Source organism: uncultured Porphyromonas sp. (genome assembly GCF_902489635.1).
Lineage (GTDB): Bacteria > Bacteroidota > Bacteroidia > Bacteroidales > Porphyromonadaceae > Porphyromonas.
In genome coordinates this window covers 1-23882 of record NZ_CABUAN010000033.1, presented here as the reverse complement: position 1 = coordinate 23882, position 23882 = coordinate 1, and the positions used below count along the sequence as shown (strand labels likewise).

The window sequence follows — 23882 nt, the reverse complement described above, 5'->3', positions numbered from 1 at the left end:
GTGTTGCTTTCGGGATTCGGCTTCGGTCACATACGTAGGTATGCTCCCTTCAGACCTCACCCTCAGCGCCTTGCGCTTCATCCTTTCTGCAAAGTCTGGACAATCTTGCAAGCAAGATTGTGAGACTGTTGACTTTTGCAACAGTCTCAAGTAGTGGGTGGTGGCGTCAGCTCTTGCGCTAGCATAGCGTTGTAGTAGCGCACGTCGCCCGTCACCTCGCGCCCCAGCCATGGGGGTAGCGCAGGACGATCTGCGGGGCTCGTCAACTCTACCTCTGCCATGACCAAGCCTTCTAGCCGCCCGCCGAAGCGGTCTACCTCCCACACGAAGCCCTCGTAAGGCACGTAGTAGCGCACCTTCTCGAGGCTACTGCTAGCGCACTGGCGCAGCATCTCCTCAGCATCAGCGACAGGGATTGGGTACTCCCACTCGGAGCGGATCAGTCCGTCGGGGGTGGAGCCTCCCTTGATGGTGAGTCGCGCCTCGTCGTCGATGATGCGCACCCGCACCGTCACCCGCCCATCTGCTGTCAGATAGCCCTGACGGATATGGTGGTGGTGAGACGCCTCTCGGAGGTAGTCATCACGACTGACGAGGTACTTGCGCTCGATCTCTAGCATTGGGTCGTTACTTTGCTGAAATGGTGACCTCGATAGCGCCCATCGGGAAGCCGTCGAACGTGACGTCTCGATACTGCACCATCGGGTAGTCCTGCTCGATGCGGTTGATGATCAGCTGATGCAGGACACCCTGACCAGCTCCATGGATGAAGATCACCTTGCTACCACGACGATCTAGACGCTTGTCTAGCTCACGGCGAAAGTTCTTCAACTGAAAGAGTAGCACCTCGTGCGGAGTCATCCCCGTAGCATTCGGGAGGATACGCTCTGCCTCTAGTCCCACCTTCTCAATGGTTTGCTCGGGAGCTGCAGGCGCAGCCTGTGGAGCCGCTGGAGTGTCAGGGCGTTTGGCCTCAGGCTGGGGCTTAGCCACACTCTTCTTGGTAGGCTTTTGCGGAGCCTTCTGCGGAGTCTTTTGCGCTGCTGTCGCCTGCTCCGCACGCTCGATGGCACGCTGTGGCAAAGCTCCTCGACGATTCGGTGCTGGCGTGGACTCTGGAACTGGCTCCTCGGCGGGAGCTTGCTGGGTGCCATCGTATGCCTCTAGGACAGGGATCACAAGCGCATCCTCGTCAAAGAAGGGATTCTCACGAAAGGCGTGACGCTTCACCAGTTTGACCACATCCATCCGCACCTGACGCTCTACGGGTGGCATGGAGCGATAGGTGCGCTCGGGCTTGTAGGCGACAAACTGGAAGTGTGAGACAGCGTGGTCGTTGATCTCCGATGCGTCAAACTCCTCAACGAGCACCCGCATATCAGGCTCTAAGACGCCCGCCGAGCGGAGTTTGTAGCCTCCCGCTGAGGTTGTCGTGCTATAAGTGAAGAGGAGATGATAGTTGCTCTCATTGATCAGATAAGTCTCGTAGGGCGACTGTCCGAAGTGCTCGTACGATACGGGCAGATAGGCGACATGCACCTGTAGCTGCTCGCCTCCTGAGCGGTCAAACCAAGGGCCCTTGGAGAGGGGCGCCACAAAGCTCAAGTCTTGCTCGGCCTCCTCGGCCGGCTCTGGCGTAGCTGGAGTCGCTACGGGCGCACTGCTTTTAGGCTGCTGCACTGTCGGCTCTTGTCGCTTCACTACGGGGGGCTTGTATGCTGGTACGAAGGTGTCGCGGCTGTCTACCACGACGCACTCATGTATCGGTGTGGGTAGCTCGAAGCCGTCGGGGCCCTCGACCCACGCCACACCACGCTCGATGCGCTTGACGACACCACCGCCCGACGCATTAAGGTAGCGGATGGTGTCTCCTACTTTTATATTCTGTGCCATTGCTTATTTCTGTTTTCTATGCGAAGATACCAAAAATAGCCCAATCCGCTCACCTCTTCGTCTCACGACAAATCCATTTCCTACGGAGGAATCGAAAAGTTCCCCCGTTGGAACTGAAAAGTTCCTCCCTTGGAACTGAAAAGTTCCTCCCTTGGAACTAAAAAGTTCCTCCCTTGGAACTAAAAAGTTCCAAGAGGGGAACTATTTTTGGAACTCGTATGTATAACGAATTCAGCACGATACAAACGACCGATGCGAACATTTCGCTCTATGATGACTTACAGAGTTGAGGTTTGTCTGACCTCCTTGTGCTTCTCGACGAGAATAGGTACATTTGTGGTGCTAGCATGCGACGAGACTCAAATATCAGATCGACCGCTTGCTCTAGCCTCCGATGACACTAATCAAATCAAACAGTATATGAAGCATTACTACTCTTTATTGACCTGTGCGCTCTCCATGCTCTTATGGTGGGGCGTAGCGTCACTATCGGCTCAGACCACGATCGAGGTCACTGAGCCAGGCACGCTCCAGGCGAAGCTGAGCGAAGCCACCTCGCTGACCAATCTCGTAATCACGGGGTCACTTAATGCGGACGACTTCGGAGCACTGAGAAACACGGCTGGCGTCACAACGCTCGACCTCTCTAGCGTGGAGGTCGTCGCTGGCGGTAGTTACATGGGCAATCCCAATATGGAGGAGCGTGTCGAGACAGTACCTGGCACCATGCCGGGTTACTTCCTCTTTGCCGGCAAACTGGCAGAGAGCCTGACCACAATTACGCTTCCTAACAGCGTGACTCGACTAGGTACTCGCTGTCTGCAAAATGGGACCAAGCTGACCGAGATACATCTGCCTAGCGAACTCACCTATATAGGTGAACTATCCTTCGGCTGGTGCGAGAGCCTAACGGCTATCGAGCTACCTGAGTCGATTGATTCGCTGGGATCCGCAGCTTTCGAGAGCTGCAAGCTTCTAGAGCAGGTAGAGATCCCTGAGGAGGTCAGCTATATAGGTAAGTGTCTCTTTCAGGATTGCACAGCACTCTCCGAGGTGACACTACCTCAGACGCTTCGGGAGATTCCTTTTGCTACGTTCAAGGGATGCACCTCACTAGAGGAGCTAGATATGCCGAAGTATCTTAAGAAGATCGGGGTCTCAGCCTTCGAGGGCTGCACGAGTCTCTCCGAGATACAGCTACCGCCACTGATGCGCACCATAGAGCATGACGCGTTCAATGGTTGCGTGGCTCTTACGAGTGTCACCACACAGAGTATGGCGATGGAGACTATCGGCGACCAAGCATTTATGGACTGCAAGGCACTGAAGGAGATCATGATCCCCGCTGGCGTAACTAGGATCGGGGGCAACGCCTTCAGCGGTTGCGAGGCACTAGCTAATGTTATCTTGCCCTCCAAGCTCAAGACACTTATGGGCGGGGCCTTCGCTCGCACAGCGATCACTGAGGTGACGATACCTGATGCGTGTGAGGAGATACTCTATGGTGCTTTCGCCAATTGTAAGAGCCTCGAGACGGTGACGCTACCTCGCTCGATGAAGAAGATGAGCGACAAGGCTTTCGGTGGTTGTAAGGCGCTCAAGACTGTGATCGTGACCAACCCGACACCTATCGTCTCCAACAAAGCGGAGGATCTAGCTGGTCTAGCCGACCTCTCCGCTATGAGCGAGCTCACGCTCGTCGTACCTGAGGATGCCAAGGCTGCCTACGCAGCTGCCAAGCAGTGGAAGGCGTTTGTCAATGTATCGGAGATGCTAACGCTCACGGCTGAGGTCTCTGCTGAGAAGCCGCTGGAGGGTACCATCACTGAGCTGACGACTCCCGAGCTATACCGCACGGTCAAGCTCACGGGCACGATAACGAGTGCCGACCTGGAGGCGCTCGCACAGCTTCCCCGCATGCAGGAGCTAGACCTCGGCGAGGTTACTTACGATGCTGAGGAGAATCCGCTAGAGGGCTTCAACTTCAGAGAGTACGCACAGCTGCGCAAGCTAACCTATCCTAAGCAGCTCACGACGATCCCTGCCTCTAGCTGTAGTCAAGCAATGCTTCTCGAGGAGGTGGTGCTACCTGAGGGCGTGACCGACATCGAGGAGGAGGCTTTTGGCTACTGCACTGCGTTGCGTAGCATTGCGCTACCCCAGACGGCTCTAAACCTTGGCGAGAGTGTCTTCCATGGCTGCGCTTCGCTAGAGTCGATCACCCTCCCCGATAGCATAGAGCTGATACCAGACTACGGTTTCTTCGACTGTGTCTCGCTGCAGGAGGTTCGCTTTCCTAAGAAGGTTGCTGACATAGGCGAGGAAGCTTTTGTCAATTGCTCACACATCAAGCAGATCTGGCTGGGCGAGAGCGTCAACGAGATCAAGGATATGGCTTTCTTCGCTTGTGATGCCCTAGATACGATCACAACGCTTCGCGAGGAGCCTCCTGTCACGTCAGAGGACGCTTTCACCGAGGAGCACTACGAGACGGTGACGATCGTTGTCGCCTCGGAGGAGATCCAGAAGGCTTACCAAGCAGCGGATGCGTGGCGCAACTTCAAGCACTACAAGGTCGCCACAGCGGATACTCCTATCGCACAAGTCACTGACAAGGCTCATGCAGCTGTCGTGTATGGTGCTTTAGCTGCGCTCCACCTAGAGCTGGCTGATGCTGAGAGTCTCGTCTCTATCTACTCGCCTAGCGGTCTACAGCTAGCCTCTCACTACCTGCCCGCTGGTACTTATGAGCTGCCACTCGCAGAGGGTCTTTATATCGTTACGGTCAATCAATCAAGCTACAAGGTATATGTACGCTAAGCAATCACGACTCTATACGATCATCCTAGCTAGTCTCCTCCTCCTTTTCGGCTGGGGGAGCACTAGCTCCTCGCTACAAGCTCAGAACACTATCCCCGCATCGGAGCAAGAGGCTCTCCTCGAACTCTATGACCAGTGCGGTGGCTCTGGTTGGGCGGAGGGGTACAATTGGCGTGCTGCTTCAGGACCAGACAAGTACGCTGGCGTAATCATCGAAAGCGGACACGTGCAGGGCATTGCGCTTGATGGGGTAGGACTGACGGGGCAACTGCCGAAGAGCTTCTTTACCGCCTTCCCGGAGCTACGTCTCGTGGGTCTCTCCAACAATCGGCTCTCGGGTCCTATCCCCGAGGCGTTTGGTGAAATGACTAAGCTACAAGCACTCACGCTCAGTAGCAATCTATGGACAGGACAGCTGCCTAACCTAGACAAGCTGGTCAACATGAAGATCCTAGACTTGGCAAACTTCTATAATACAGATGCCAAGGGGAATGTGATCTCAGAGGTGACCGGTACGCTACCTGACATCTCTAAGATGCCTCAGCTAGAGTATATCGACGCTTCCTACTCCAAACTCTCTGGACAGCTGCCCGAGCAGATTGGTCTCTGTCGCAATCTGCAGGTTCTAGAGCTTTCCGCTAATCAGCTGACAGGCTCTATACCTGCCTCTATCAGTGAGTGTACCGAGCTGCAGATCTTCTCAGTCCAAGACAATAAGATGAGCGGCGAGATACCAGACCTAGGTGACCTTGTTAACCTAGGTAAGCCCCTAGATCTGGGGCTAGGCGTTACGGAGACGGGACGACTCTACCTCAACGGCAACCAGTTCACAGGTCCCTTCCCCGAGAGCGTCGCTATGTTGCCTCGCTTACAGCGCTTCTCCTGCGCTAACAATAAGCTTACAGGTGCCCTGCCTCAAGACTTAAGCATGATGGAGGACTGCGAAGCGTTCTTCGCCGATCACAACCAGTTCACTGGCTCATTGCCACAGAAATTGCCGAAGAAGCTCTGGTACTTGGATCTAGGGTATAACCAGTTCACTGGCTCCATCCCCGCTACATGGCAGGATGCGACTGAGCTGGGAAAGGGCTCCCTCAGAAACAACAACCTCTCAGGCACGGTGCCAGCGATCTACAAGAAGCTCGCAAACTTAGATATGATCGATGTGCGCAACTGTCGCTTCTCCTTTGCGGACTTTAAGGCGTGGGGTGCCTTCCTCAAAAACGAAGATTGCATGTTTCGCTTTGGTATGCAACAAGCTTACAGCGAGCCTCACAAGGAGAGCGTCAAGTCAGGCAGTGACGTCACCTTTGACGCGACCTATCCAGGCACGCTCATCGGCGACGAGCACTATCGGTGGTACAATCTGACCACGCTACAGCCTGTTCCTAACGCTAATGAGGCTAAGCTAACGCTCCGAGGAGTCTCCAAAGAGGACGCTTGTCGCTACGTATGCCTCATCACGAGTGTCAAGATGGGCAGCACACAACCACGCTCGGCACTACGAGCTGACGATGGAGAAGAGCAGGAGTCAGATGACCTGCAGCCGACACTGCGATCAGGCTTTTGGGATCTAACAGTGGACGGTTACTTCAACGGCACTGACACACCTGCCCCGATAGCAGACGACCTGCGTGTCTACTACGACAGCGAGGCGCAGCAGCTCCACCTAGAGAGTGCCGTCTCTGTCACGTCGCTGATGATCGTCGACCTCTCGGGCGCTGCCGTAGCACGTCTCGAGCTCTCTGGAGCCACCACGCTGGCACTGCCTCTAGCGACAGGCAAGTATGTCGCACTGCTCAATAGAGCGGACGGAAGCTGTGCTACGGCTCCCCTACTCGTACTCTAACTCGTACTCTAATAGGATAGCCTCACCCGACCTGCGTGGTGAGGCTATCCGCTTTTCCCCTCAAAGTATAACCAACAGAAGAAGCCATGACAAAGAAAGCTCTCTTACTCATACTCACTCTGCTCGCCACATCTGCGATGTGGGCGCAGAGTGTTCCCCCGACGGGAACAAAATGCATCACGCTAGAGGTACAGCCTGGCGAGGCGTTTCAGTTTGGTCTCATAGCGAGATCTGATGCGCGACAAGCTTGGATAGAACTACAAGAGGGGCAGTTTACGCCGCTCTCTATCGGTGACAATCCTAATGTGCCGACAGTCTTTAAGTACACCTCTACCTCTGGGCGAGTGAAGATCTATGGCGCCTTCCACATCTTCGGTTGCCCTGCCAATGGAGCGGTCATCACAGGAATCGACGCAACGAACTTTACACCCCTCGAGCAGCTCTACTGCGACAATAATGCACTCACCACCCTATCCGTCAAGGGGTGCAACAAGCTGCGTCTTCTGAGCTGCGCCACGAATGCGCTCACCTCACTCGATCTGTCGGGCTGTACTGCCTTAGAGCAGCTCTCCTGCTTTAAGAACGAGCTCACCTCCCTAACCCTCTCAAGTGCTATACAGCTACAGCAGCTGAACTGCGCCCAAAACGCGCTTACCGCCCTAGACCTCTCTGCCTGTTCCAAGCTAAAGGCGGTCTATGCTGGAGAAAACCAGATCGCATCCATCGCACTCCCTGCGACCAATGAGATAAGCGTTCTCTCCGCTTACCAAAACAAGATTCAGAGCATAGACTTGAGCAAGTTGCCTCTGCTGGAGGACCTAGACATCTACGAAAACCAGTTGACCGCTCTAGATCTCCACTTATCTCCTAAGCTCACGAGTGTCGACTGCTCAGACAACAGCCTAACCCAGCTCGACCTCACAGCGTCTCGAGCTACGCTCACCACGCTCTCTTGCTCGGGCAATCAGATCACTCAGCTACAGATAGCTGGCTGCACGCTCCTTAATAGTCTCAGTGCAAGCAATAATAAGCTCTCCTCGATCGCTCTCACAGGCTTCGCAGCACTCGAGAGGCTCTCCATATACGCCAACCAGCTCACCGCACTAGATGTGACCGACTGCAAAGCTCTCGTCCACCTATCTGCCGATGAAAACAATATGGATGCCTGCAGTCTGAACGATCTCTTTCGCTCCCTCCCGACACCTCAGAGTCAAGGCTATCTATCGATCGTCAGCAATCCTGGCGCCACCACCTCTACCACCACACTCGCTCAGCAGAGAAACTGGCAGGTAGACGTACAGGGTGACAACACGGGCTGCCCCTCGGGAGATGTCGAGGCTCCTCCGGCAGGAACTCCAGTCATCACGCTGACTACCAAGCCTGGCAGCAATATTACGGTGACGATGCGTGTCTACGATCCTGACTCTTACGTCTGGATAGAGGCTACTCCGGGCACCTTTCAGAAGATGCTCATCAGCTCCGACTACGACAATCCCTCAGAGTTTCACATCGCATGCCCAGGCAGCACCGTCCGTCTACATAGCAATGTCGCTGACTTTAGCTGTAGTAAAAACGGAGAGGCCATCACCGCCATCGACGCTTCAAACAATCCTGAGCTAGGCACGCTCTATTGCCACGAAAACGCTATCACCTCCATCAAGGTCACTGGCTGTCCCTACCTAGCAGACCTCAGCTGTGGTAAGAATCAGATCAAGGAGCTAGACCTCACAGGACTCAACTACCTGCAGTATCTCTACTGCTACGAAAATCAGATAGACCGTCTAGACATTGCCCACTGCAAGCTCCTCCAAGAGCTGGAGTGTAGTAGCAATAACATCGAGCAGCTCGACCTCTCCAAGCTATCCAAGGCGACGCTCATCATGTGTCATACCAATCGCATTCAGGCACTTGACCTGTCAAGCTGCAAAAAGCTCGAAGAGTTTAACTGTGCCAATAACCAGATCAAAGAGCTAAATCTCGATGCTTGCGAGAGCTTGAAGGGATTCTCTTGTGGATCCAATCTCTTGACCCAGCTAGATGTCTCTAAGTGTGCGAAGCTCAACCGACTCTTCTGCTCCGTCAATCCGAATCTCACGCAGATAACCTTCGCGCCAAATTCTGCGCTACAGCAGTTCTCCGCAATGGAGTGCGGACTCACCAGACTAGAGATCCCCGAATCGCCCAGCCTGACCAAAGTACAGCTGACGAAGAACCCACTCCAGAGCTTGACACTAGGCACCTGCAACAAGCTAAACCAGCTATCTGTGGACCAGTGCGCCATCAAGCCCTGCGATATGAATCAGCTCTTCGAGGCACTGCCTAAGGTCACCACTGGAGAGATCCGCATCGCAGGCAATCCCGAGGTGGCAACCGCCAAGACCGACATAGCCACGCAAAAGGGCTGGAAGGTCGATGTCACAGGCGACGGCTCTGGCTGTCCCAACAGCATCGAGCCTATCGACGAGACGACCTCCCGCATCACGACGGCTCCGCACACCATCGAGGTGACGACCCCGCAGCAGGCACAGGTGATCGTCTACGACACCACGGGCGATCAGGTCGCCAGCTTCGTTACCGAGCCACACCGAGCTACCACTATTCGACACCTCTCCGATGCGACCTACATCGTATCGATAGACGGAAAGGCATACAAAGTCCTCGTCAGATAGTGTCCACGCTCAGAGATCTCCAGCAGAGCTACAATACCAAATAAAATAGGTATCTTTGTAGACCGATCGTTACTACGGACTTTACTAACAACTTTATTACCTATATATAGTATGAAGAATTTGGACTGGTCATCATTGGGGTTTGGTTACCTCAAGACCGATTACAACGTACGCTGTTACTATCGTGATGGCAAGTGGGGTGAGCTAGAGGTCTCTTCAGAGGAGACGGTCACGCTACACATGGGCGCAACCTGTCTGCACTACGGTCAGGAGGCTTTTGAGGGTCTCAAGGCTTATCGTGGTAAGGATGGTAAGATCCGCCTCTTCCGTGTCGAGGAGAATGCTAAGCGTATGATCCGCTCAGCTGAGGGTGTCGTCATGGCTCCCGTACCCGAAGAGCTCTTTATCAAGGCTGTCAAGAAGGCTGTCGAGCTCAACAAGGACTATGTACCTCCCTACGAGAGCGGTGCTTCACTCTACATCCGCCCACTCCTACTCGGTCTCGGCGCTCAGGTAGGTGTCAAGCCAGCTCCTGAGTATCTCTTTATCGTCTTTGTATCTCCCGTAGGTCCTTACTTCAAGGAGGGCTTTAAGCCTACTCCTATGGCTATCATGCGTGGCTATGACCGTGCGGCACCTCTGGGTACTGGTACGATCAAGGTGGGCGGTAACTATGCTGCTGGTATGGTACCTACCGTCTTGGCTCACGAGAAGGGCTACAGCGCTTGCCTTTTCCTCGATGCTAAGGAGAAGAAGTATATCGATGAGTGCGGTCCAGCTAACTTCTTCGGAATTAGAGACAACACTTACATCACGCCTGAGTCTACCTCTATCCTGCCCTCTATCACGAACAAGAGCTTGATGCAGCTCGCTGAGGATCTCGGTCTGAAGGTAGAGCGTCGTCATGTACCTGAGGAGGAGCTAGCTACCTTTGAGGAGGCTGGTGCTTGTGGTACGGCTGCTGTCATCAGCCCGATACTACGTGTCGATGACCTCGATGAGCACAAGACTTACGAGATCTCTAAGGATGGTAAGCCCGGTCCTATCTGCCAGAAGCTCTACAACAAGCTACGTGGCATCCAGTACGGCGACGAGCCTGATACACACGGCTGGGTCACCATACTAGACTAAAGAAACTACTCGTCTCGCATATCACGAGACTCAATGCAACGAGGCGCACTCAGCACGGATGCTGGGTGCGCCTTTGTTCATGATTAGAGGTTAGGAGTGACACGTCTCCGACCCAGGGGAAACTCAACGCCGGCTCGTTACAATAATTTAGAGCCGACTACATATCGATACGGCGCGGTGTCGGGGGAAAGTGATTTCCACGTGGATATTTCAAAATATCCAGGTGGAGAATTTTTATTTTCCACGTGGGGAAGAAAAAATTCTTCGGAGGAATCAAATGAAACTTCGGAGGAAATGAATGACGCCCACGTGGAAAATAAAAAATATCCACGTGGGAATTTGAGATTTTCCACGTGGATATTCGAGAAAGGATGGAATCGGACGAATTCCCCCGTAAAGATATGTAAATAGAGATTGGAGGTTAGAAGTTAGAGATTAGAGGTGAGACATCTCTGATTACACTTTGTCATTAGAAATAACTATCTTCGCTATATCAAAGGGAGCTTGGTTGATCCATCAAGGCTCTGCAACTAAGTCCCCATAGTTGTGTCTAGAGCCTTTGTCATCGTATCAACAGATCCATATCAGTATGAAAGCAAAGATTACTTATTGGCTCCTACTCTGCCTATTACCACTTCATGGGCTACTCGCTCAGGATGGTCTAGAGTATCCTATCGAGCTATGTGTGACTCCAGGGAGTAGCTCCGTGACTTTTAAGTACAACACGCTCCCTAACGCCTCGGTCACCGTCTACTGGGGAGACGGGTCGAGCGAGAAGCTAGCCGACCCCAGGAGTCGCTACGCCAAGGCGGTCTCCCACACCTATGCTGAGCCTGTGGCCGAGGGGACTAAGATAACTATCGACGGCACCTCTATAACTATGCTCGAAGAGCCGTGGGCTACGGAGGGACGGCTCAATGTCTTAGGCTTTGGCGAAATAGCCTCACCCGCTCTAGAGCGGCTAGACTTTGCTTTCGCCTGTCCGATGTCGGGCTCTACGACTCCGTACCACCTAGATGTCTCTCGCTGTCCTCAGCTCAAGGTACTCAAAGTACAAAACCTGCGGAGCATCACCCTACCACAAGACGGGATACTCGAGGAGCTTTTGCTCTCGACACGCCTCGACACCCCTGAGATGCCTTCACTGCAAGGCACCCTCGACCTGACACAGCAGAAGCATCTGCAGAAGCTCAAGCTCTATAACCAGCAACAGTTACAGGCGATAGACCTCACGGGGTTGACGCAGCTCAGCTCCTTGGAGGTATACAACAATCGACAGCTACGCCGGCTGATAGGCGTCAAGGGCCTCTCCACACTTCGGAAGGCTAGCCTCTCGGGCAATGCCCTCACCTATGACCAGTTGCCACTCTTTACCGATCAGCTGCGAGAGTCTGACGTCAACTATGACCAGTGCCCCGAGATAACTCTTGACCCTATCCATGTATCGCCTCGGACGATAGATCTCTCCTTCCAGCATACCGTACAGGATGCTCAGGGGCAGAGCTACACCACGACCTACCCCAACGTAATGATCGCCTCTGAGGAAGGAGAGGCTCCCAACACGCCGATCTTCTCCAATCAATACAGTGTAGAGGGGGGGGTCTTCAAGCTATCCGAGTCGCTCTTTACACGAGGAGGACAGCAACTGGACACACTGGTAGTAGGCATTCAGACGTACAACGACTACTATCCACACTATGCAGCAGCTGCCGAGACGAATCAAATCGTGGCTCGTGTGCCACGCACCGCTAGTGAGCAGCCCTCAGGACAGGCGCGGGTCACCTTCTCTATGAATGAGGGTGGTACTCTGAGTGTCGCCATCGTCAATCCCTGGAAAGAGCTCAAGTCAGGCGATCTCGTAGACCGTGGCACCAAGGTGTACATACAGTCTGAGCTAGAGGATGGCTATCAGGTAGACTACTATGAGATCAATGGCGAGCGCTGTCACGAGGCTGACCAACTTTTCTTTGAGTACATTATCACAGACGATGTCAATATCGTCGCTCACTATAAGAAGCTCCCCGCAGAGGGCTACACGATCACTTACGATAGTGAGGGTGGTGGCATCATCGAGAATGCCTACTATATGGACAATATGGGCACGGCGGTGAAGGTTAAGTCGGGCGACCGTATCCCTGCAGGCTCTGAGATCACCTTTGTGGCTAAGGCAGACAAGGGGCATGAGCTAGACTACTGGAGGGCCGACGGCGAGCGATCACTAGACGAGGGGAGTCCTTTCTACTATGAGCTCTATCGTGATGGTCATGTGACCGCTGTCTTTAAGGAGCTTACAGTGCCACAGTATCCGTTTAACTTCACTTATGGCCCTGGAGGCTACCTCTCCGTACGACTCAGCAGTACACAAGAGATCATAAGCTCAGGGACACTGGTCAAGGAGGGCGAGACAGTGTACTGTGTCGCCACGCCAGACCCGACGCTACGGGTCGACAAGTGGATCGTCAATGGCGAGGAGATGACCGACTGGCGAGATGAGCTAGAGGTCGGTGTCAAGGTCGATAAGGAGATCAATCTAGAGGTAACCTTCTGCAAAGACAATGCACTCACCACACCGACGGCAGAGACTCCGCGTGTCTATATTGCCAACGATCAGCTCATCGTCGAGGGCTATGCAGCAGATGCAAAGATGTCTCTCTACACAGCTCAGGGCATACTGATCGGCACGGCACGATGCGGTGAGCCATACGACTGCTCAGCACTACCATCAGGACCCTACCTCGTTCGCATAGGCGACCAGGTGTACCGCGTCCTAGTCGACTAGCGGTTGGCTAAGGGTACTAGTGCCACTAGGAGCACTAGTGCCCTTAGCCCCCTCTAACCTCTAACTTCTAAAATCTAATCTCTAATCCCTACCTACTGATAGGTATTGAGTGGTCGGCAGATCATTCGTATCTTTGCTGGTGGTATCTAGTTATAGTAACACACCTACCAAAAACTAATTAGTTTATGAATCCTCCTACTCTCCTCAACCACCCTTTCGACGCTCAGACCTCTCTGAGTAAGTTGATCTTGACGCACTATGACTTGCTCATGGTAATCACCCGCTTTGGCATCCCTCTAGGCTTCGGCGACAAGAGTGTCGGTGAGGTGTGTCAGGCTAATGGTGTCGATACGAATACGCTCCTCGCTGTCGTCAACATGCTGACGACGCAGTCTGATACGATACCGGAGGAGCTACTACACGAGATCTCGGCTGAGTCGCTCATAGCTTATCTGCAGCGATCACATCACTACTTCCTAGACTATAAGCTTCCAAATCTGCGAGGAGACCTTTTTACCGCTGTCGAGGAGGGTTCGCCAGAGGTAGCCGCCTTGATCCACCGCTTCTATGATGCTTATGTCGAGGAGGTACACAAGCACATGGGATACGAGGACGAGGTGCTCTTCCCCTACGTCCATCGGCTACTAAAGGGAGATCGCGACAAGGGCTACTCGATCGACGAGTTTGAGAGTAGACACGACCATATAGAGATGAAGATCACCGATCTCAAGAATATCCTAATCAAGTACTACCAGTCGATGGGAGACTATGCGCTGACAAATGTCCTGCACGAGCTTTTTACCACCGAGAGTGACCTGATGTGGCACAATCATATCGAGGACTGTCTCTTCGTACCGCTCATCAAGCAGATCGAGGAGACACTCGAAGCCAGCAACAGACACGCATAAACAACCCAAACGGATGCAACACACGATACTTATCATTGAGCCTCACAAACTCCTCGCCTATGGCTTGCAGCTAGCTTTGCGTAGAGGCTTCCCCGACTCTTCCGTACAGCTATGCGTGGATCTGCTCGACCTAGATGCGCTGAAGCAGCATATCACATTTATCGCTCCTGACATAATCATCGCTAACCCGCTCCTGACGGGCGTACAGTACAACCCTGATCTACTCCCCGCAGGTAAGGAGCCGACACTCGTTGCGATCAATCACAATCTACTCCCAGAGGATCTATACAAAGGCTACAGCTTCGTCTGTCTACCAACGATCGAGCCACAGAGCTTAATACAACAAATACAAGAAGCTGAGCAACCAGATACGGATACTCTGGAGAGCGATGAGGCGAAGCAGACGCCCCTCTCGCAGCGAGAGTGTGAGGTGGTCACCTGGGTGGCACGAGGTCTGACCAATAAGGAGATAGCCGATGTCCTGCACCTCTCACCGCACACAGTCGTGACGCACCGGCGCAACATAGCTGCCAAGCTAGACATTCACTCGCCTAGCGGTCTGACAATCTACGCTCTGATGAACAATCTGATCTCTATGGAGGAGGCTAAGGGAATCTAATCCCTAGGCTTCACTATAGACATCACATAATGCTTTGTGGTGCTGAAAGCGCGAAGGTCTATGGATGGTGCGCTTTAGCCAAGTGGCACGATAATATGATAGCCACGTGAGAAGTTGCGAATTCTCACGTGGCTATTTTCTATTCTCCGCGTAGGCGAGAAATGATTCCTCCGAAGTTTCATTTCATTCCTCCGAAGTTTCATTTGATTCTTCCGAAGTTTTATTTCGTCCCCACGTGGGGATCATTTCGTCCCTCCGGAGGGATTTGAGAATTTCCACGTGGAGATTCTATTTTGTAATGTATCTGCTATAAATTCCCCAGAGCAAATTAGCGGGGCCACTCGACCACCTCTAGGTCGTGTGGTCGCCCTGAGGTGATCTGCAGGCGTATGAGGGTGCGACTCTGATGCCATCCACTGCGCCCCACTGCCCCGGGGTTGATGTGGAGTAGTCCTGGACGGGACTTGTCCGGCATCACCTTAAGGATATGACTATGCCCCGAGATGGTAATCATCGGATGCTCATGCCATGGAGTAAGATAAGGGGAGAAGACGCGCTCATAGTGTCCTGGATAGCCGCCGATGTGTGTCATAACCAGCTCAACACCCGCCACCTCTGTATGAACCACCTCTGGGAGCTGTGCGTGTAGCGTAGCGTCATCTATGTTGCCATACACCGCTAGCGTCGGGGCGATGGCTTGCAGCCGCTCTAGTACCTGCGGAGCACCGATGTCGCCTGCATGAAAGATCAGATCACACGCGGCAAGTGCCTTGCAGATCTGATCATCGATGTATCCGTGCGTATCGCTTAGGATGCCGATACGCTGATGCGCTTTCATAGAGGCTGTTATTGCTTGCTATCCTTGTGACCACCGGAGCGACCTTTACGCTGTGAGGAGCGACCTTTGCCCTGGGACTTACCTCGTCCGTGACCTTTACCATGTGATCTGCCACGTCCGTTGCCTTTGCCTCTAGAGGAGCCACGACTATTAGTGCGCTCGTTGGGGGCGTAGGTAGGTGCCTCACCGAGGGATGAATCTAGCGGAATGCGATAGATCTCCTGCTCGAGGAACTGCTCCAGGCGTGCGAAGTCTTGCTGATCACTGGGCGAGACGAGCGTGATCGCCAAGCCCTTGCCGTCGGCACCACGTGCTGTACGGCCGATGCGGTGGACGTAGTCCTCAAAGTCGCGAGGCACCTCATAGTTGATCACGACCGCAATGTCGTCTATGTCGATACCGCGTGCCACGATGTCGGTGGCGACGAGTACTTTGATGCGTCCCATACGGAAGTCTCTCAAGACCTCCTCGCGACGCTCCTGCGACAGATCCGAGTGCATCTCAGCAACGGGCAGTCCATCTCTAGTAAGTGTCTGAGCGAGTGCGTGGACAGTCGCCTTGGTCCCCGCAAAGATGATGGTGCGTGAGAGCTCCGACTCAGGATTTGCAAAGAGAGATCGGATGATCGGGAGCTTCTGCGCATCATAGCAGATGTATGCAGTCTGCATGATCGACTTAGGGGGCTTTGCCACCGCTAGCTCGACGAGGACGGGATCGACGAGGATGCTCTCCGAGAGCTTGAGGATCTCCTTGGGCATCGTAGCGGAAAACATCACATGCTGGCAATCCTCAGGCAGTGCCTTGTAGATCTCCATAATGTCTTCGTAAAAGCCCATGTCGAGCATACGATCAGCCTCGTCTAGTACGAAGTACTGTACATGCGATAGGTCGCACGCTCCGAGGCGTAGCATCGAGAGGAGTCGTCCTGGCGTGGCGATGACGATGTCTGCTCCGAGTGCCATGCCTCGTCTTTGCTGCTCCCAGGCGATGCCGTCGGTACCTCCGTAGATGGCGAGGGTAGAGACTGAGACATAATAGCCAAAGCCCTCGACCTCCTGATCGATCTGCTTGGCGAGCTCTCGTGTGGGCGCCATGACGACGGCTCCGAGATGCTCTTTGGGTAGCTCTTGACGTGCTACCTTATTGAGGAAGGGGAGCAGATAAGCTGCCGTCTTGCCCGATCCAGTCTGCGCACAACCGATGACGTCTCGCCCCTCTAGGAGTGGGGGGATCGTCTCCGATTGAATAGGAGAGGTCTCCACAAAGTTCATCGCATCCAGTCCGTCGAGGACCTCATCCTCTAGATCTAGTTCGTAAAAGTCCATCAGCTTATCATCTTATGTGAGTAACGGAAGGTATCACTGCCGCAAAAGCCTCGTAGAGTCGGCCACGGCTCGTGATACACTTTAGGGGTAAAAAGCGAGACGCAAGTCACAGTGGTAGGGGATGCACTCGATGCTCTTCCTACCATCTGCGCCTTGCGTCCGATTGTTTTAGAGTGAAAGCTCTTCGCTAGTCTTAGCGTGATTACTTATTGACCTCAGCCATGTGAGCGATGAGGCAGAGTACCTTGTTAGAGTAACCCCACTCATTGTCATACCACGCGACTACCTTGACGAAGGTGTCAGTCAGAGCGATACCAGCCTTAGCGTCAAAGATAGAGGTGTGTGGATCGCTCACGAAGTCCTGGCTTACAACCTGCTCGTCGCAGTACTCCATGATTCCCTTGAGATTGGTCTCAGAGGCCTTCTTCATAGCAGCACAGATCTCGTCGTAGCTAGCACCACGCTTGAGCTGTACTGTCAGGTCTACGACAGATACGTCCATCGTAGGTACGCGGAAGGACATACCCGTGAGCTTACCATTGAGCTCGGGGATCACCTTGCCGACAGCCTTAGCAGCTCCTGTCGAGGAGGGGATGATATTGCCGATAGCGGAGCGACCGCCACGCCAGTCCTTGAGTGAGGGACCGTCGACCGTCTTCTGCGTAGCCGTAGCAGCGTGTACGGTAGTCATAAGACCCTGCTCTACGCCGAAGTTGTCGTTGAGCACCTTTACGAGCGGAGCGAGACAGTTGGTCGTACAAGAAGCGTTAGAGACGAACTGCGTACCGCGGACATACTTGTCAAGGTTGACACCTGTGACGAACATAGGTGTATCGTCCTTAGAGGGAGCCGACATGACGACATACTTAGCACCAGCCTCGATGTGTCCCTGTGAGAGCTCCTTGGTGAGGAAGCGTCCTGTACTCTCTACGACATACTCTACGCCAGCAGCGCCCCAGTTGATCAGGCGTGGCTCCTTCTCAGCTGTCACACGGATCTTGCGACCGTTGACTACGAGCATGCCATCCTGTACATCGACCGTGCCGTCGAAGCGTCCATGTACAGAGTCATACTTGAGCATATATGCCATATACTCGACATCGATGAGGTCGTTGATTGCTACTACCTCGAGATCATCACGCTTCATCGAAGCGCGGAAGACTAGTCGGCCGATACGACCAAAACCATTGATACCTACTTTTGTCATGAGAGTTATATTGTATTTTTAATGTGTATGCAAAGCGTTTGCACAAAAGCGGAAAGCTCCCCTAGGAGGGAGCACTCCTATTACTCGTACAAAGTTAAGCATTAAATGATTGCGGTGCAACCCCCCTCGCCTCATACTATGCTCAGCAGTCTAACCTTACCTCTTAGCGACTGCTAACTGACAACATCTACTCCATAGCCATACAATCCATACGGACAGCACAAAAGGAGCCGTCAGCGGAATCAAACCTGCATAGAGTGCGAGTAGCTCTAGGAGCACAGAGAGCACTACGGAGACAACCGCGTAGAGCAAGCGTCGCTCGCTCGTACCAGACCAATAGATGGCACAGAGCACGGCGTTGTAGCCTAGCAAGCCTTCGCGCCATACAGTCTCTGGTACAAAGGGGATCACAAGCATCGGAATGAGGACTCCCAGCAAGGTGTAGAGAGCTTTGCGGCGTGACTCCCAGGCGATCGCCAGGAAGAAGAGGACTCCAGTCAAGACATTCGCCTGAAACATTACCTGCCCGACACTATCCCCAAGTGCCACCCCGAGCATGCGCCACTGTGACAGCCCCTCCTCTAGCTGCGCCACAGAGTCGAGGAGTCCTACCCCTTGCGGAGCTAGCATACTCAGCAGGAGCAACACCCACACAGCGATGATAAAAGGAGCTGTCAGCCCAGGTAGCTGAGCATGCCGGCGGAAGGCTCGCGCCAACCATGTGGAGAGAGCTGCCCCGACCACCAGCAGAAGTATCGAGAGCCAGCTGATCTCCCAGTAGACTCCTATGGCGATACCCACCAAGGTGCCGTTGAAGCCGTAGAGGCCATCGGCTATCTCCGACTTCGTGTCTCGCCAGAGCGAGGCGACCGACCGTGAGACCAGACAGCCCAAGAGAGCTAAGAGTGCTAGCTGCCAAGAGTTGCAGAAGAGTCCTGCCAAGATCAGGGCACCGGACAAAGCACTTTGCAAGAGAAACACTTGACTGAACCCCAGTAAGAGGGTCTTTATCTCCTGAAAGATCGTCTGTATGCAACCTCCTTTGTGAGGAGCGGTAGAGCTTTTCGTCATAGTCAGTCGTAGTTATTCGAAGCGAAGTGCCGTCGTCGGCGAGATTCGCTGGATGATACGTGCCGGGAGGAGTAAGAGTAGGAGACAGAGCAGGAGCGTTGCCACATTGACCACGATCCACGCCACAGGACGGATGCGCATCGCGACGTGCGAGATGTAGTAGACATTTGGGTCGAGCGTGAGCCACTGCCACTGGTACTGGCTCCAGATGATGAGGCCCGCCAGGAGGTTGCCCCAGAGCATCCCCCAGGCGATGATGCGCAGAGCGATCGCCAAGCTCATCGTCGTGAGCGATCGATAGGTCATGCCGAGTGCCTTGAGCAAGCCGATGGTCTGCGTCAGGTCTAGGATAATGATCAGGAGCGCATTGATCATCGTAAAGGCCGCTACGAGCGCCATCAGCACCAGCAGTATCTGAACATTCGGCCGTAGCGAGTCGATCCACTGGTAGACCCCGCCATTAATCTGGGTGCCGGTGTAGATTCCTAAGGTCTCATGTGTGACGCCTGGCTCCGAGAGCGACTGAATTAGCTTGTCTGAGAGCGAGGTCTCCATATCTAGGAGCGAGCGGTCCGTGTTCTTTGCGAGGATCTCAATGCGTGTGTACTGATCTTGTTGCCAGTCCCCTACACGTCCTAGCAGGTCGTTGGTCACATAGGCAAGTGGCTGCGCCGTATTGGTTAGCTCCAGTATCGCTATCAGCGTGAAGGAGCGCACCGACACCTTGTCACCTAGGAAGTAAAGCACGACCTTGTCACCGATCGTTAGTCCTAGCTTCTGCGCAGAGGCTTTAGGCAGGACGATCGGATTAGCCCCCTCAGCAAGTGTCGTGTCAGACAAGTCACCCATAGCGCAGAGCGGCTCGAGGAATGTGAAGTCGTCTACCCCCGTGACGGCAACCCCCTGATAGGTACTGTCGGTCTTGATCATGCCGACAGCTGTACGGACGGGGCGCACGGAGGCTATCTCAGGCATCTCGTTCATCCGCTGTGTCATCTGAGGCGTCAGGGTGATCACATTGTCTAGGTCTATCGGCTGCTTGCCATACTCGCAGAGGATCACATCGCCTGTCACGAGACGCACCGTATCACGGACGCTGTACTGAAAGCCGTCCATGATCGCAATGCCTAGGAGCATGACCGCTAGGCTCAGTGCTATGGCTGGGATCGCAAAGCGCACCAAGGCATACACCTTGCTGTGACGACGATTATCGCGACTGTATAGCTGGCGAGCCAGCCAGATGGGTAGTCTTAGTCTCATGCTTCCTCCTCGATAGCAGCTAGTTCAAACCAACGCTCAGACGCCTGCTCCATCTCTTGTTGCGTCTGTGCGATCTCCTCACCAGCCTTGAGTAGCTCTTCGTTGTTAAGGCTCCCCGAAGACATCCGCTGCTCTAGCTCCGCAATGCGTCCCTCGAGCTGCGGGATCTGCTGCTCCAGCTGCTGAAACTCTTGCTCCTCACGATAGCTGCGTCGCTTCTTTCGATTGCCTTGCCGAGTCGCCTGACTGGCTGCGGGTGCCGTGCTTTTGGCCTCCTGAGGCGTAGCCTGCTCAGCCGCTTGCTGCGCCTCGACCTCTTGCTGCAGACGATACTGGGTAAAGTTGCCCGGGAAGTCGCGAATATGCCCTCCCCGCTCGAAAACGAAAAGGTGCTCCACGAGCTTGTCCAGGAAGTAACGATCGTGCGTCACAATAATAAGGACACCCTCGAAGGAGCTAAGGTAGCTCTCCAGCACGCCCAGCGTTGTAATGTCCAGATCATTCGTCGGCTCATCGAGTATGAGCAGGTTAGGGCTAGCCATCAGCACCGTACAGAGATAGAGTCGTCTGAGCTCACCGCCACTGAGCAGCGATACAGGCGTGTAGATACGATCACTGGTGAAGAGAAACCTCTGCAGTAGTTGCGTAGCTGAGACCGACTGACCTGTCACAGGATCTGTAATGTGACTGGCTATGTCGGAGATTATGTCGATCACCCGCTTGTCGGGGGCGTAGCTCGGTAACTTCTGCCCGAAGTAACCGACCTGCACCGTCTCGCCGATAAGCACTGAGCCGCTGTCAGGTTCTAGTTCGCCGATGATCATCTTAAGCAGAGTCGTCTTGCCACAACCATTGGGCCCGACGATGCCGACACGATCTCTGCGTGAGAAGGTGTAGTCAAAGTCTCGGATGAGTGGCTTCGACTCTTCAAAGCTCTTGGAGACACCCTCCAGCTCGATCACCTGCTTGCCTAGACGAACGGACGAGTGGAGAGGCTCGATGGTCGTCTGCTCGCGCAGTATCTGCCGCGCCTGGGACAGCTCCTGAGACAACTCCGCAAAGTGCTCCTTGCGGGCTCGCTGCTTACCACCTCGCGCTTGCGGGGTAGCACGCATCCAGACCAGCTCCTGACGATAGATATTAGCCAGTCTATCGCTCGTTTGCGCCATTTGCTCTAGACGCTCTTGCCGCTTGGTGAGGAAGGTCTCATAGTTGCCCTCATAGTTATAAAGCTGCTGCTGATCCATCTCCACGATACGGGTACAGATATGATCGAGGAAGTAGCGGTCGTGGGTCACCAGTAGGAGCGTGAGCCGTGAGCGCGAGAGGTAACCCTCGAGCCACTCGATCACCTCTAGGTCTAGGTGGTTCGTCGGCTCATCGAGTATCAAGAGATCAGGCTGCTGGAGCAAGACACCGGCAAGTGCTACCCGCTTGACCTCACCACCAGAGAGCAGCTCCATAGGACGCTCCACATCGGTGATACGTAGGGCGTGCAGTATGGCTGTAGCCTCCTGCTCATATTGCCACGCGGAGAGACGATCCATATCGGGTAGAAGTCGCTCCTGCGCCTCCGCATCGCCTCGCTCCACGGCACTCTGCCAGGCACCCACGAGATGCGCCGTGGGGTCATGTGGCGAAAAGACCGCATCGATCACCCGCACCCCCTCTGCAAAGCGATGCTGCTGAGAGAGGTAGCCGATGCGCAGCCCGTTGCGTCGCGTGATCGTCCCTCTGTCTGGCTCTAGCTCGCCCATGATGATACGCAGTAGCGAGGACTTGCCCGTCCCATTGACCCCAACAAGCCCCACCTTGTCACCCTCTAGGAGCGAGAGCGAGATGTCCGTAAAGAGGACTCTATTGCCGAAACTTAGTGAGACATTATTCAGTTGTAGCATATTGCACTTTTGATTTATAGGATTGCGCCCGGTTGAAGACCTCCGCCACGTAGCGCACCGTGTGAGCACCGTTAGCACGTCCATGCTGCACCAGTGGATGGTTGTAGTACTTCGGCTCGTTCAGACGAGCCATATAGATCTCCACAGAGTCATCCCAGCGATCAGGATCTAAGCCCGCGTCCTCAGCCAGTCGACGCGCATCGAGGACATGCGCACTGCCCGAGTTGTAAGAGGCGAGGGTAAACTTCATCCGCTGCTCCGCGTCAGTGATATGGGCGAAAGCACGACCGAAGTCACGCAACGCCATACAGGCTATGCGGATGGAGCTCTCGGCATGCTTGAGCTTAGCACGACTGTATCCGTAGCGACGCCCCGTAGCTGGCATGATACCCATCAGCCCCGTAGCACCACCCATGCCGACGACCTCTGCACGAAACTTGGACTCCTGATAAGCTATCGCAGCTAGGACATACCAATCCCAGCCATACTTGTTGCCATACTGCTGAAAGAGATAATCCCAATCAGAGATAGCACCCTGACGCCTTGTAGACTGTGCTTGCGACTGCTCTTGCGAAGTCTCGGACGTAGAGGCCGGCTTGGCAGGCACCACTTTTACTTGCACCACCTCCTCTTCATCGTCCTCATCGTCCTCTTCCTCTTCGTAAAGATCGAAAAGCTGCAGCCTGTTTGCTTCCACATTGGGCCAGATCGAGTCACAGTCCAGTAGGTACTCCAACGCATAGAGTGTGCTGTACCGCTCCAGCTCTTCGTAGGCCTCACCAGCCCCCACATCTGCAATCGGCACATCGTGCCACTCCGTCTGAGAGGTGGTGTGCGTACGAGCCGTCTGAGCCTGAGGTGCTTGATAGACCACAGCAAAGTAGTAAACGACACCCACGAGGACGGCTCCCCATAGCGACAGCGTTATGGTGCGTAGGAGCCTCCTCATACGAGTCGGATCACGACGTATCTCATCCCTTCGAGAGCATTTCATATCGCTAAGGTACGAAATTAGAGATTAGAGGTGAGAGATTAGAGGTGAGAGGTGAGATTGTTCAGATGGCTCTGATTCACTCCGATAGCTCCGATTCATTCCGATCTATTCCGATCCGCTCCGATCCCTCTAATCTCTAACTTCTAACCTCTAACTTCTAACCTCTAATCCCTATTTACATATCTTTACGGGGAAATTCGTCCGATACCCTCCTTTCTCGAATATCCACGTGGGAAATCTCAAATCTCCACGTGGATATTTTTTATTTTCCACGTGGGCGTCATTCATTTCCTCCGAAGTTTCATTTGATTCCTCCGAAGAATTTTTTCTTCCCCACGTGGAAAATAAAAATTCTCCACCTGGATATTTCAAAATATCCACGTGGAAATCGATTTTCCCCGACGCAACGTCGTTTTGATATGTAGTCAGTTCTAAATTATTGTAACGAGCCAGCGTTGAATTTCGCTAGCTAGAGCTGACGCATTACAATCGCTCTGCCAGGAGCTCCACATGAGCGACAAGCGAGCAGTAGAGAGGTATATAAGCTCATTGTATGTAATGCGTCAGCGTATTTTCCACTCCAAAATGCAATTTGGAGTGGAGCTCGCCCTGCTCCGGACG

Annotated in this window: 16 protein-coding genes; 7 read left to right on the top strand and 9 right to left on the bottom strand. The window is 53.9% G+C overall.

What is annotated here, in order from left to right:
• Positions 1 to 146: 146 nt before the first annotated feature.
• Complete coding sequence (locus tag RDM37_RS06815; RefSeq protein WP_308556153.1) at positions 147 to 620, bottom strand: CYTH domain-containing protein; 474 nt, start codon at positions 618 to 620, stop codon at positions 147 to 149.
• 7 nt (positions 621 to 627) lie between these two features.
• Positions 628 to 1893: a DUF2027 domain-containing protein gene (locus tag RDM37_RS06810; protein WP_308556151.1), complete on the bottom strand. Its 1266-nt coding sequence runs from the start codon at positions 1891 to 1893 to the stop codon at positions 628 to 630.
• Between the two features lie 420 nt (positions 1894 to 2313).
• Here RDM37_RS06810 and RDM37_RS06805 point away from each other — a divergent pair, with 420 nt between their 5' ends.
• The 7 genes from RDM37_RS06805 to RDM37_RS06775 all read left to right on the top strand — a co-directional run bounded on the left by RDM37_RS06805 (position 2314) and on the right by RDM37_RS06775 (position 14668).
• Positions 2314 to 4713, top strand: a complete 2400-nt coding sequence (locus tag RDM37_RS06805; protein ID WP_308556149.1) for a leucine-rich repeat domain-containing protein — start codon at positions 2314 to 2316, stop codon at positions 4711 to 4713.
• Positions 4703 to 6562, top strand: coding sequence for a hypothetical protein (locus tag RDM37_RS06800; protein ID WP_308556147.1), 1860 nt, complete (start codon positions 4703 to 4705; stop codon positions 6560 to 6562). The genes RDM37_RS06805 and RDM37_RS06800 overlap by 11 nt, the downstream gene beginning before the upstream one ends.
• Positions 6563 to 6648: 86 nt before the next feature.
• Entirely contained in the window at positions 6649 to 9231 is a 2583-nt protein-coding gene (locus RDM37_RS06795; protein ID WP_308556145.1) for a hypothetical protein, read from the top strand.
• 111 nt (positions 9232 to 9342) lie between these two features.
• On the top strand, positions 9343 to 10362 hold the full coding sequence (locus RDM37_RS06790; RefSeq protein WP_298888766.1) for a branched-chain amino acid aminotransferase: 1020 nt from the start codon (positions 9343 to 9345) through the stop codon (positions 10360 to 10362).
• 589 nt (positions 10363 to 10951) lie between these two features.
• Positions 10952 to 13141 (top strand): hypothetical protein, encoded by a 2190-nt coding sequence (locus tag RDM37_RS06785; RefSeq protein ID WP_308556142.1) that lies wholly within the window; start codon positions 10952 to 10954, stop codon positions 13139 to 13141.
• A gap of 185 nt (positions 13142 to 13326) precedes the next feature.
• Positions 13327 to 14049 (top strand): hemerythrin domain-containing protein, encoded by a 723-nt coding sequence (locus RDM37_RS06780; protein WP_308556140.1) that lies wholly within the window; start codon positions 13327 to 13329, stop codon positions 14047 to 14049.
• A 13-nt stretch (positions 14050 to 14062) separates the two neighbouring features.
• Positions 14063 to 14668 carry a LuxR C-terminal-related transcriptional regulator gene (locus RDM37_RS06775; RefSeq protein WP_308556137.1) on the top strand — a complete coding sequence of 202 codons (606 nt, stop codon included), beginning with the start codon at positions 14063 to 14065 and terminating at the stop codon, positions 14666 to 14668.
• Positions 14669 to 14996: 328 nt separating this feature from the next.
• On the opposite strand, the gene RDM37_RS06770 is transcribed toward RDM37_RS06775, so the two are convergent.
• From RDM37_RS06770 to RDM37_RS06740, 7 genes are all read right to left on the bottom strand, one after another.
• The gene (locus RDM37_RS06770) at positions 14997 to 15506 is read right to left on the bottom strand and encodes a metallophosphoesterase family protein (RefSeq protein ID WP_308556135.1); all 510 of its coding nucleotides are present in this window, start codon (positions 15504 to 15506) and stop codon (positions 14997 to 14999) included.
• 8 nt (positions 15507 to 15514) lie between these two features.
• Positions 15515 to 16831 (bottom strand): DEAD/DEAH box helicase, encoded by a 1317-nt coding sequence (locus tag RDM37_RS06765; RefSeq protein ID WP_308556133.1) that lies wholly within the window; start codon positions 16829 to 16831, stop codon positions 15515 to 15517.
• 202 nt (positions 16832 to 17033) lie between these two features.
• Positions 17034 to 18038 (bottom strand): type I glyceraldehyde-3-phosphate dehydrogenase, encoded by a 1005-nt coding sequence (gene gap, locus RDM37_RS06760; RefSeq protein ID WP_308556131.1) that lies wholly within the window; start codon positions 18036 to 18038, stop codon positions 17034 to 17036.
• Positions 18039 to 18194: 156 nt separating this feature from the next.
• A complete protein-coding gene (locus tag RDM37_RS06755) occupies positions 18195 to 19109 on the bottom strand; it encodes an urea transporter (protein WP_308556129.1) in 915 nt (304 codons plus the stop codon).
• 12 nt (positions 19110 to 19121) lie between these two features.
• Positions 19122 to 20369: an ABC transporter permease gene (locus tag RDM37_RS06750; protein WP_308556127.1), complete on the bottom strand. Its 1248-nt coding sequence runs from the start codon at positions 20367 to 20369 to the stop codon at positions 19122 to 19124.
• Positions 20366 to 22267, bottom strand: a complete 1902-nt coding sequence (abc-f, locus tag RDM37_RS06745) for a ribosomal protection-like ABC-F family protein (protein ID WP_308556125.1) — start codon at positions 22265 to 22267, stop codon at positions 20366 to 20368. Before abc-f ends, RDM37_RS06750 begins: the two co-directional genes overlap by 4 nt.
• Positions 22251 to 23261, bottom strand: a complete 1011-nt coding sequence (locus RDM37_RS06740; protein WP_308556123.1) for a transglycosylase SLT domain-containing protein — start codon at positions 23259 to 23261, stop codon at positions 22251 to 22253. The genes abc-f and RDM37_RS06740 overlap by 17 nt, the downstream gene beginning before the upstream one ends.
• Positions 23262 to 23882 lie beyond the last annotated feature (621 nt).

What these genes read in the sequence shown, in the direction of transcription:
- RDM37_RS06815 (WP_308556153.1), bottom strand. Translation starts at nt 620, where the DNA reads ATGCTAGAGATCGAGCGCAAGTACCTCGTCAGTCGTGATGACTACCTC.
- RDM37_RS06810 (WP_308556151.1), bottom strand. Translation starts at nt 1,893, where the DNA reads ATGGCACAGAATATAAAAGTAGGAGACACCATCCGCTACCTTAATGCG.
- RDM37_RS06805 (WP_308556149.1), top strand. Translation starts at nt 2,314, where the DNA reads ATGAAGCATTACTACTCTTTATTGACCTGTGCGCTCTCCATGCTCTTA.
- RDM37_RS06800 (WP_308556147.1), top strand. Translation starts at nt 4,703, where the DNA reads ATGTACGCTAAGCAATCACGACTCTATACGATCATCCTAGCTAGTCTC.
- RDM37_RS06795 (WP_308556145.1), top strand. Translation starts at nt 6,649, where the DNA reads ATGACAAAGAAAGCTCTCTTACTCATACTCACTCTGCTCGCCACATCT.
- RDM37_RS06790 (WP_298888766.1), top strand. Translation starts at nt 9,343, where the DNA reads ATGAAGAATTTGGACTGGTCATCATTGGGGTTTGGTTACCTCAAGACC.
- RDM37_RS06785 (WP_308556142.1), top strand. Translation starts at nt 10,952, where the DNA reads ATGAAAGCAAAGATTACTTATTGGCTCCTACTCTGCCTATTACCACTT.
- RDM37_RS06780 (WP_308556140.1), top strand. Translation starts at nt 13,327, where the DNA reads ATGAATCCTCCTACTCTCCTCAACCACCCTTTCGACGCTCAGACCTCT.
- RDM37_RS06775 (WP_308556137.1), top strand. Translation starts at nt 14,063, where the DNA reads ATGCAACACACGATACTTATCATTGAGCCTCACAAACTCCTCGCCTAT.
- RDM37_RS06770 (WP_308556135.1), bottom strand. Translation starts at nt 15,506, where the DNA reads ATGAAAGCGCATCAGCGTATCGGCATCCTAAGCGATACGCACGGATAC.
- RDM37_RS06765 (WP_308556133.1), bottom strand. Translation starts at nt 16,831, where the DNA reads ATGGACTTTTACGAACTAGATCTAGAGGATGAGGTCCTCGACGGACTG.
- gap (WP_308556131.1), bottom strand. Translation starts at nt 18,038, where the DNA reads ATGACAAAAGTAGGTATCAATGGTTTTGGTCGTATCGGCCGACTAGTC.
- RDM37_RS06755 (WP_308556129.1), bottom strand. Translation starts at nt 19,109, where the DNA reads ATGACGAAAAGCTCTACCGCTCCTCACAAAGGAGGTTGCATACAGACG.
- RDM37_RS06750 (WP_308556127.1), bottom strand. Translation starts at nt 20,369, where the DNA reads ATGAGACTAAGACTACCCATCTGGCTGGCTCGCCAGCTATACAGTCGC.
- abc-f (WP_308556125.1), bottom strand. Translation starts at nt 22,267, where the DNA reads ATGCTACAACTGAATAATGTCTCACTAAGTTTCGGCAATAGAGTCCTC.
- RDM37_RS06740 (WP_308556123.1), bottom strand. Translation starts at nt 23,261, where the DNA reads ATGAAATGCTCTCGAAGGGATGAGATACGTCGTGATCCGACTCGTATG.